Source organism: Marinomonas vulgaris (assembly GCF_018145875.1).
In the GTDB taxonomy this organism is placed as follows: domain Bacteria; phylum Pseudomonadota; class Gammaproteobacteria; order Pseudomonadales; family Marinomonadaceae; genus Marinomonas; species Marinomonas vulgaris.
Map to the genome: position 1 here is coordinate 21,498 of NZ_JAGSSV010000028.1, position 8,993 is coordinate 30,490.

The window sequence follows — 8,993 nt, forward strand, 5'->3', positions numbered from 1 at the left end:
TTAGTAGTGATAACGGCATTGCACAATGTAAAGAGTATTTCCTTCGATGCTATAGACGAATCTATGTTCTCTGTCGATTCGTCTTGACCAATAGCCTGACCAATTATGCTTCAAAGGCTCAGGGTCACCTAATCCTTCAAAAGGCTGGCGGGTCACATCTTTGATTAAAGAGTTGATTCGCTTTAGTGTCTTTTTATCTTTTTGTTGCCAATAAAGATAATCGCTCCACGCGTTCTCGGCCCAAGATAAAATCATTCCTCAATTAATTCCCTTACTTGTGTTTTACCAGCTTCGACTTCAGCGATGGCATTATTCAATCGTGAGGCGTTCTTAGGACTGGCCATGAGGTAGGCAGTTTCTTCATAGGCTTGAAAGTCCTCTAGACTTATTAACACCGCAGGTTTCCCACCTTGGCGGGTGATGATGACTGGTTTGTGATCATCATTGACCTTGTCGAGTGTGCTCGCTAGGTTCGTTCTAAATGCTGAATAACTTAATGTGTCCATAATGCACCTCTCAAATAAAGTACATATAATTGTACTTGTACTTATTTTTGTACGCAATGTTCTGGCTCTTTTGAGACGCCTAATTAAGCACCTAAAAATAGAAGCAACCCTAGCCGATGACTTTCGTCCCAGCCACGGTGCAGTCTATTTCCCCATTTTGAACACGAACCTTAATAGCGTCGCCTTTTTCAACGCCTTCAACAGAGCGAATAACATGAGACTTTTTGGACGCGATGGCGTAGCCACGAGATAAAGTATTGAGAGGGCTAACGAGGTTGAGTTTGTCGACGAGGCGAGCAAAAGCCGTTTGCTTCTGAGTCAAAGCATTGCTTAGAGCACGAGAAAGGCGTTTGTCCATGTCGAGAAGCTGTTGTTTATTTTGTTCGATGCGTCGGGCTGGGCTGCTTTTTGCTAATCGGTGTGCCGTATTTTCCATTTGTGTCTGATGGTGTGATAAACGGCGCAGTATGTTCTGTTCTAAGCGATGTTTGAGCTGGTTAAGTTGGTTTTGCTGTTGTTCGATGCGTTCTTTGGGGTGTCGGATACGCTTAGTAGTGAAGTCGAGCTGTTGTTGCTTTTGCTCCAAAATACGCGACATGCGTCGTGTTAGTTGTTGTTCTTGTTGGTTTATTTGTCGAATCAGTTGGTGGCGATCTGGGCTGAGCAGTTCCGCTGCGGCGGTTGGGGTGGCGGCGCGAACGTCGGCAACAAAGTCGGCAATGGTAAAGTCGGTTTCATGGCCGACAGCAGAGACAATCGGTGTGTTGGCGGCAAAAATAGCGCGTGCCAGTGTTTCGTCGTTGAAGCTCCATAAATCCTCTAAAGAGCCACCACCACGACCCAGTACAATGGCGTCGAAATGCCCGCTGCTGTCGGCACGTTGTAATTGCTTGAGAATATTTTTGGCGGCGTCTTTGCCTTGCACCAGCGAGGGCAGAATTGTCAGTTCAGTCAAGGGGAAACGACGGCGAAACGCTATGATCATATCGCGAACGGCGGCCCCAATCGGCGAGGTAATAATAGCAACACGCTCAGGTTGAACAGGTAGGGCTTTTTTGTTGTTAGGGTCAAACAAGCCTTCGGTTTGCAGGGTGTTTTTGAGTCGCTCAAAAGCTTGTTGTAATGCACCTTCGCCGGCGGATTCCATGCTTTCAACGCTGAGTTGGCAATCGCCTCTTGGGCCGTAAAAAGTGACCCGAGCGCGCAAACGCACCATGTCACCCTCTTTTGGGCTAAAACGTACGGCGTTGTTTTTGCTTTTGAACATGGCGCAACGAATTTGTGCCTTGTCGTCTTTAAGGGAAAAGTACCAATGGCCTGAGCCTGGTTTAGCCAGGTTGGATATTTCGCCTTCGACCAGAATCCAGGGCAAACTGGCTTCAAGTAGTTGTTGTATTTGTCTATTTAGTTGCGAGACGGTAAAGGCGGTTTCTTGTGTTGGTGGCGCTGTAAAGTTTTTCATCAATCTCTCGTGGTTTTGATTTACCGAGTGCAACTAAAGGAGTAGAATTACTTGCCATCTTAACACCCTTGTTGGCATTGGAAACTCCCCATTATGTTACGAATCGTGCAAGAAGCTTTGACGTTTGACGACGTATTGCTTATCCCCGGCTATTCCGAAGTTCTTCCTAAGGATGTTAGCCTCAAAACGAAAATCACTAAAGACATCGAACTCAATATTCCTCTGACATCGTCTGCTATGGACACGGTTACTGAACACCGTATGGCGATTGCGTTGGCTCAAGAAGGCGGCATAGGCATTGTGCACAAAAACTTGACCATCGAAGAGCAAGCATTAGAAGTGCGTCGAGTGAAAAAGTTCGAAAGCGGCATTGTTCGCGACCTGGTGACCATTAACCCAGAAGCCAGTATTCATGAGCTAATGGCGTTAACAGCTGCGAACAGCATTTCAAGCGTACCTGTGGTTCAAGGTACAGATTTGGTCGGTATTGTGACCAGCCGTGATGTTCGTTTTGTAAAAGATTTTGATAAGAAAGTCTCTGATATCATGACGCCAAAAGAGCGTCTTGTGACGGCTTTAGAAGGAGCGTCATCCGGTTCCATCCGTAAATTACTTCATGAAAACCGCATTGAAAAAGTGCTTATTGTGAACGAGCAATTTGAATTGCGTGGCATGGTAACGGTAACCGATTTTAATAAAGCGACTACTTACCCAAATGCTTGTAAAGACGACCAAGGTCGTTTGCGTGTGGGTGCCGCTGTTGGTACCGGTGCAGACACAGGCGATCGTGTTAAAGCATTGTCCGATGCGGGTGTTGACATCATCGTCGTAGATACCGCTCATGGTCATTCAAAAGGCGTGATCGATCGTGTTCGTTGGGTAAAAGAAAATTTCCCTCATATTCAAGTTATCGGTGGTAATATCGCGACGGCGGAAGCGGCAATTGCCCTTGCTGACGCGGGTGCAGACGGCGTGAAGGTCGGTATTGGCCCAGGATCTATTTGTACCACTCGTATCGTAGCTGGTGTGGGCGTTCCACAAATCAGTGCGGTGGCGAATGTGGCCGAAGCGATGAACCCACGTGGCATTCCTGTTATCGCCGACGGTGGCGTGCGTTTTTCTGGTGATATCGGTAAAGCGATTGCAGCGGGCGCCAGTGTGATCATGGTTGGTGGTTTGCTAGCGGGTACTGACGAAGCGCCAGGTGAAGTAGTGCTGTTCCAAGGTCGCTCTTTTAAAGCGTACCGCGGCATGGGGTCTTTGGGTGCCATGTCTCAGTCTCAAGGTTCCAGTGATCGCTACTTCCAAGATTCAAGCAGTGTGGAAAAATTGGTGCCAGAAGGCATTGAAGGTCGCGTACCGTCAAAAGGCCCAATGGCTGCGGTTATTCATCAGTTGATGGGCGGTGTTCGCTCTTCTATGGGTTACACCGGCTCGGCTGATATTGAAACCATGCGTACTAAAACTCAGTTTTCTCAGATTACGGGTGCCGGTATGCGTGAAAGTCACGTCCACGATGTGACCATTACAAAAGAAGCGCCAAACTATCACGTCGGCTAACCGCGAGATACTTTGATACTGAGATGGGGCGTACAACACGCCCCATCTTTATTTGTTGCTTTTACTATTTATTGATGACTTCTACCAAGCCATTTAGGGCATTGAGTAGAGTGAAAGGAATGGCTAATCATGTCGCAAGATATTCACGCTCATAAAATTCTAATTCTTGATTTTGGTTCTCAGTACACCCAGTTGATTGCGCGTCGCGTGCGTGAAATTGGCGTTTACTGTGAAGTCCGTGCTTTTGATATGGAAGATCAAGAGGTTATTGATTTCGACCCTAAAGGCATCATCCTAGCGGGTGGACCTGAGTCTGTGCCTGAGCCTGGTTCTCCTCGTGCACCAGAAGCGGTATTTACCTTGGGCGTGCCGGTATTTGGTATTTGTTATGGTATGCAAACCATGGCAGAGCAGTTGGGCGGTAAAGTTCAAGGGTCTGAGGTTCGTGAATTCGGCTACGCGCAAATTCGCAAACACGATGGCCCTGCGTTGTTCGAAAACATCGAAGATCACATCGCCAACAACGGCGTGGCCTTGTTGGATGTGTGGATGAGTCATGGTGATAAAGTCATTACCATGCCTGAAGATTTCGTCTTGATGGCCTCTACAGATAGTTGCCCAATCGCTGCGATGGCGAATGAAGCGAAGAAATTCTACGGTGTGCAATTTCACCCAGAAGTGACTCACACTCTTCAGGGTGGCCGTATCTTGTCTCGCTTTATCGTCGACATTTGTGGCTGTGATACCTTGTGGACACCAGCGAACATTGCTCAAGATGCGATTGAACGTATGCAAGAGCAGGTAGGCGATAAGAAAGTCTTGCTTGCTTTGTCTGGCGGTGTGGATTCGTCTGTTGTGGCTGCCTTGTTGCACAAAGCCATTGGCGATCAGCTAACCTGTGTGTTCGTTGATAACGGTTTGCTGCGTTTACACGAAGGCGACCAAGTGATGAAAATGTTTGCCGATAACATGGGGGTAAAAGTCATCCGTGTGGACGCGGAAGATCTTTTCCTTGGCAAGCTGTTGGGTGAAAACGATCCTGAGAAGAAGCGTAAGATCATTGGTAATACCTTCATTGAAATCTTCGACGAGGAATCGTCTAAACTGGATGGCATTGATTTCCTTGCTCAGGGCACGATTTACCCTGACGTGATTGAATCTGCAGCGTCTAAAACTGGTAAAGCGCACGTGATCAAATCTCACCATAACGTGGGCGGTTTGCCAGATGATATGAAAATGGAATTGGTTGAGCCACTTCGTGAATTGTTCAAAGACGAAGTGCGTAAACTGGGTCTAGAGCTTGGTTTGCCATACGACATGGTGTATCGCCACCCGTTCCCGGGGCCAGGTCTTGGTGTGCGTATCTTAGGTGAAGTGAAAAAAGAATACGCCGACATCCTTCGTCGCGCCGACGCTATCTTCATCGAAGAGCTACGTCGCTCCGGTTGGTACGATAAAACAAGCCAAGCCTTTGCAGTGTTCCTGCCAGTGAAATCGGTTGGTGTTGTCGGTGACGGTCGTCGTTATGAGTACGTGGTTGCGCTTCGCGCAGTTGAAACCATCGACTTTATGACAGCACGTTGGGCGCATTTACCTTACGACTTGCTTGAAACCGTGTCTGGTCGCATCATCAATGAAATCGAACACATCTCCCGCGTGACTTACGACGTATCGTCTAAGCCACCGGCAACGATAGAGTGGGAATGATCCGACATTAAGTCTGTTCTATTCTAATTAGTCAGTTCACTAAAAACCCGCCGAGTGCGGGTTTTTTGTGTCCAAATATTATTTATTACGCGCTGATTGGTTGTTTGTGTTTTGGTAATCCCAACGAAATCAGCGTGGTGACAATGAGAAACGCAAAGGATACCCAGAGGCAGGCTGAGAATCCCCAGGTCTGAAATACCCAGCCAGACAATACCGTGCCGATTAAGCGCCCCATGGCGTTGGCCATGTAGTAAAAGCCCACATCCAGAGACACACCGTCTTCTTTGGCGTAGCTGACGATTAAATAAGAGTGCAAGGACGAGTTAACTGCGAACACAGCGCCAAACACCATTAATCCAACAATAATGACGGTTTCCGGATACCAAGCCTGTTGGATCGCATAGGCGATTACGCCAGTTACAAGCGCTAATATGAACGCCCACAGTAAGGCAGCGGTGCCATCCGGCGCTGAGCCCGATGTTAATCGGGTGATTTTAGGTGCGACTATCTGCACCAGACCGTACGCGATCACCCATAAAGCAAGAAAACCACCCACGGCGCTGTGGTTCCAATGAAATACCGATCCTAAATAAATAGGCAGGGCGATCACAAACCAGACATCGCGCGCGCCGAATAAAAACATACGCGCGGCCGACAGAATATTCACGCTGCCCGACTTGGAGAATATCTCGGAAAACTTGGGTTTGGTTTTCGCTTTGCCTAGATCCGCTTTTAAGCCGATGACACTGCCGATAAAGACAAAAATCAGCACAATCGCCATGGCAAGTACAGCATACTGGAAGCCAATCAAAGAGAGCAAAACGCCACCCAAAAAGAAGCCTGCGCCTTTTAATGTATTTTTAGAGCCGGTGAGGATCGCAATCCATTTGTACAAAGCGCCTTGGGCATCCGCCGGTACTAGGGTTTTGATGGCGCTTTTGGCGCTCATTTTATTCAAATCTTTGGCGATACCCGATAAAGCTTGCGCCGCCATTACCCAGGGAATAGTCAGCCAGGCGGCGGGGAAGGCGAGCATCAGTAGTGCAATGATCTGCATGGCCAGCCCCACGTTCATGGTGCGATTCAAACCAAGTCGAGCGCCTATCCAACCACCAACGAAATTCGTCACCACACCGAAGAATTCGTAGAACAAAAACAACATGGCTATTTCCAGCGTGGAATAGCTCAAATCATGAAAGTATAAAATAACCAACATGCGCAAGGCGCCGTCAGTTATGGTGAAGTTCCAATAATTAAAGGTGACCAGCATGTACTGGCGCACGTTTTGGTTAAGTTGAGAAAACATAGCGGTTCTCTTTTGTAGTCGTCTTAAGCTAAGCCAACTTTTTTGACAAGATCGGCTGTGCGTGTTGCGTAGCCCATTTCGTTGTCGTACCAAGCGTAAATTTTGACCATGCGTGTACCAATTAGCATGGTGGATTGGGCATCAACAATGGTAGAGCGTTGGTCGCCCTTGTAATCGATGGAAACCAGCGGACGATCTTCAAAGCCAAGAATGCCTTTTAATTCGCCTTCGGAAGCATCTTTTAAGAGAGCATTTACTTCATCGACGGTGGTATCGCGTTTCACGTCAAAAACAATGTCAGTTAACGAGGCATTCGCGAGAGGAACACGTACGGCGTGACCATTTATTTTACCTGCCAGTTCAGGGAATATTTCGATGATGGCCGTGGCGGAGCCGGTGGTGGTTGGGATCAAGCTCATGCCACAAGCGCGAGCACGGCGAAGATCTTTGTGGGGGGCATCCAAAATAGTTTGCGTATTGGTTAGGTCGTGAATCGTCGTGAAAGAAGACTGCTCGATGCCCAGTTTTTCATGAATGACCTTTACGACCGGCGCAATGCAATTGGTCGTACAAGACGCGGCAGTCACAATACGGTGCTGTGCTGGATCAAAAATATGATCATTGACGCCCATGACAATGTTCGCAACGCCCGCTTCTTTAACGGGGGCTGAGACCACGACACGTTTTACGCCTTGATCGAGGTACTTATTTAATATCTCTGTTTTTTTGTGCTTGCCGGTGGCTTCAATCACCACGTCACAAGTTGACCAATCAACGGCATCGATGTCTTTTTCTTGAGTGGTGCGAATGCTTTGGCCTGCAATGACAATATTGCTGCCGTTTGTGGTTACGGCATGGTTCCAACGACCTTGAACAGAGTCAAATTCAAGCAGGTGAGCGAGAGTGGTAGTATCCCCGGCTACATCGTTAATTTGTACAAACTCAAGTTCTGGCCAATCAAATGAAGCGCGTAGCGCTAAACGGCCGATACGACCAAAACCGTTAATACCTACTCTAATTGTCATGTTTGTTCTCCTCTAAATACAGCATTCTGGTCGGGTGCTCATCTCGGATAAGCGTTTAATGTCTTCTTGGTATTCTTCTTTTAGGCAGTTGGATTCCACTAATCCACGGATTTGTTTTCTCATCCAGCCTGGAAGTTGGTCTGATAGACGATAAAACACCCACTGGCCTTGGCGAGTGTCGACAATGACGCCGCTTGAACGCAGTAGCGACAAATGCCGAGATACTTTAGGTTGGCCTTCGTTTAAAGCGTGGGTGAGTTCGGCAACACAGACCTTTTGTTCTCGTGCAATAATCAACAAGCATCGCACTCGGGTTTCATCAGACAGTAATTTGAAAAATTGATGTGGCAGCATTTTTAAGTCCGTATATGTGTATATCCATATATATTAACGATGAACTTAATGATGTCAATACCTAGGTGTCTGTTTGGGTATTCAAATACATTTAACCGATGATGTGTGAAGGAGGGTAGCATTTGATATAAATGGTGTTTTGAAATTAAGGTTGAATTATCTGCTGAGGAGCTAAATTGGAATTTCCAACAGAATTAATAGAAGGGCGTTTGATTAAGCGCTACAAGCGCTTTTTAGCGGATATCGAGTTACCAACGGGCGAAGTGATTGTTGCCCATTGCCCTAATACAGGCTCAATGAAGCGCTGCCAGCAAGAAAATGCGAGAGTGTGGGTTTCTAAGAGCAATAACCCAAAGCGCAAGCTGGCTTATACATGGGAGTTGGTGGAAGTAGACGAACAATATCTTGCCTGCATCAATACCGGATACCCTAATAAATTAGTTGGAGAGACGATCGCTAACGGTGTGGTGTCTGAGTTGATAGGTTATGCCGAGCAAAAAGCCGAAGTGAAGTATGGTGAAAAAAGTCGAATAGATTGGCTACTAATAGATGACGAAGGACGAAAATGCTATGTGGAAGTAAAAAACGTCACCTTGTTAGAAGAAGATGGCTTGGGATATTTTCCTGATGCCGTCACAGAGAGAGGGCGAAAGCATCTTTTTGAACTGGCTAATATGGTAGAAGAAGGGCATCGAGCCGTGATGTTTTTTTGCGTAAGTCATACGGGAATTGAATCCGTTACGCCAGCGATGCATATTGATTCAAAATACGCGCAAGTATTTATTGAGGCAGTAAAAAGAGGCGTGGAAGTGATTGCGTACAAGGTTGATATCAATTCTCAAGGTATGTGGGTTACTCATGCTATCCCAGTTCATATGCCTGCGTTGTCATAAACGTTAATGTTGGCGTGTTTCTCTGACTGTATTTTGGTCAAAAGCTTTCGTTTTGTTGGTTTTTTGACCGCTTTAAGTGTTGTTTTAAATTAATTAGCTTAATTCGCACATTTCTTCAAAAAAGGGTTGCACTAAATCTGTAGATCCTTAATATACGCCCTCGCTGACACGGACAAGGCT

9 protein-coding genes are annotated in these 8,993 nt (G+C 46.8%); 3 read left to right on the forward strand and 6 right to left on the reverse strand.

Annotated features, from left to right (window positions below; all coding sequences use genetic code 11):
- The 3 genes from J9B83_RS14285 to xseA form a co-directional block, all read right to left on the reverse strand.
- Complete coding sequence (locus tag J9B83_RS14285; protein WP_211537499.1) at nt 1-255, reverse strand: Txe/YoeB family addiction module toxin; 255 nt, start codon at nt 253-255, stop codon at nt 1-3.
- Nucleotides 252-506 carry a type II toxin-antitoxin system Phd/YefM family antitoxin gene (locus tag J9B83_RS14290; RefSeq protein WP_211537500.1) on the reverse strand — a complete coding sequence of 85 codons (255 nt, stop codon included), beginning with the start codon at nt 504-506 and terminating at the stop codon, nt 252-254. Before J9B83_RS14290 ends, J9B83_RS14285 begins: the two co-directional genes overlap by 4 nt.
- 109 nt (nt 507-615) lie before the next feature.
- Nucleotides 616-1,968, reverse strand: a complete 1,353-nt coding sequence (gene xseA, locus J9B83_RS14295) for an exodeoxyribonuclease VII large subunit (protein ID WP_211537501.1) — start codon at nt 1,966-1,968, stop codon at nt 616-618.
- A gap of 93 nt (nt 1,969-2,061) precedes the next feature.
- On the opposite strand from xseA, the gene guaB reads away from it, so the two are divergent.
- Both guaB and guaA read left to right on the forward strand, forming a co-directional pair.
- Nucleotides 2,062-3,528 carry an IMP dehydrogenase gene (gene guaB / locus J9B83_RS14300; RefSeq protein ID WP_211537502.1) on the forward strand — a complete coding sequence of 489 codons (1,467 nt, stop codon included), beginning with the start codon at nt 2,062-2,064 and terminating at the stop codon, nt 3,526-3,528.
- 129 nt (nt 3,529-3,657) lie between these two features.
- Nucleotides 3,658-5,235 (forward strand): glutamine-hydrolyzing GMP synthase, encoded by a 1,578-nt coding sequence (guaA, locus tag J9B83_RS14305; RefSeq protein WP_211537503.1) that lies wholly within the window; start codon nt 3,658-3,660, stop codon nt 5,233-5,235.
- 85 nt (nt 5,236-5,320) lie between these two features.
- On the opposite strand, the gene arsJ is transcribed toward guaA, so the two are convergent.
- The 3 genes from arsJ to J9B83_RS14320 are packed head-to-tail and all read right to left on the reverse strand — an operon-like array spanning nt 5,321 to nt 7,920.
- Nucleotides 5,321-6,541, reverse strand: a complete 1,221-nt coding sequence (gene arsJ, locus J9B83_RS14310; RefSeq protein ID WP_211537504.1) for an organoarsenical effux MFS transporter ArsJ — start codon at nt 6,539-6,541, stop codon at nt 5,321-5,323.
- A gap of 23 nt (nt 6,542-6,564) precedes the next feature.
- Nucleotides 6,565-7,566, reverse strand: coding sequence for an ArsJ-associated glyceraldehyde-3-phosphate dehydrogenase (locus J9B83_RS14315; RefSeq protein ID WP_211537505.1), 1,002 nt, complete (start codon nt 7,564-7,566; stop codon nt 6,565-6,567).
- Nucleotides 7,567-7,578: 12 nt separating this feature from the next.
- Nucleotides 7,579-7,920, reverse strand: coding sequence for a metalloregulator ArsR/SmtB family transcription factor (locus J9B83_RS14320; protein ID WP_211537506.1), 342 nt, complete (start codon nt 7,918-7,920; stop codon nt 7,579-7,581).
- A gap of 176 nt (nt 7,921-8,096) precedes the next feature.
- Here J9B83_RS14320 and sfsA point away from each other — a divergent pair, with 176 nt between their 5' ends.
- Nucleotides 8,097-8,813 carry a DNA/RNA nuclease SfsA gene (sfsA, locus tag J9B83_RS14325; protein WP_211537507.1) on the forward strand — a complete coding sequence of 239 codons (717 nt, stop codon included), beginning with the start codon at nt 8,097-8,099 and terminating at the stop codon, nt 8,811-8,813.
- The last annotated feature ends 180 nt before the right edge of the window (nt 8,814-8,993 follow it).

Coding starts and splice junctions, on each gene's coding strand:
- J9B83_RS14320 (WP_211537506.1), bottom strand. CDS start 7,920: ATGCTGCCACATCAATTTTTCAAATTACTGTCTGATGAAACCCGAGTG.
- J9B83_RS14315 (WP_211537505.1), bottom strand. CDS start 7,566: ATGACAATTAGAGTAGGTATTAACGGTTTTGGTCGTATCGGCCGTTTA.
- J9B83_RS14290 (WP_211537500.1), bottom strand. CDS start 506: ATGGACACATTAAGTTATTCAGCATTTAGAACGAACCTAGCGAGCACA.
- guaB (WP_211537502.1), top strand. CDS start 2,062: ATGTTACGAATCGTGCAAGAAGCTTTGACGTTTGACGACGTATTGCTT.
- xseA (WP_211537501.1), bottom strand. CDS start 1,968: ATGAAAAACTTTACAGCGCCACCAACACAAGAAACCGCCTTTACCGTC.
- guaA (WP_211537503.1), top strand. CDS start 3,658: ATGTCGCAAGATATTCACGCTCATAAAATTCTAATTCTTGATTTTGGT.
- arsJ (WP_211537504.1), bottom strand. CDS start 6,541: ATGTTTTCTCAACTTAACCAAAACGTGCGCCAGTACATGCTGGTCACC.
- J9B83_RS14285 (WP_211537499.1), bottom strand. CDS start 255: ATGATTTTATCTTGGGCCGAGAACGCGTGGAGCGATTATCTTTATTGG.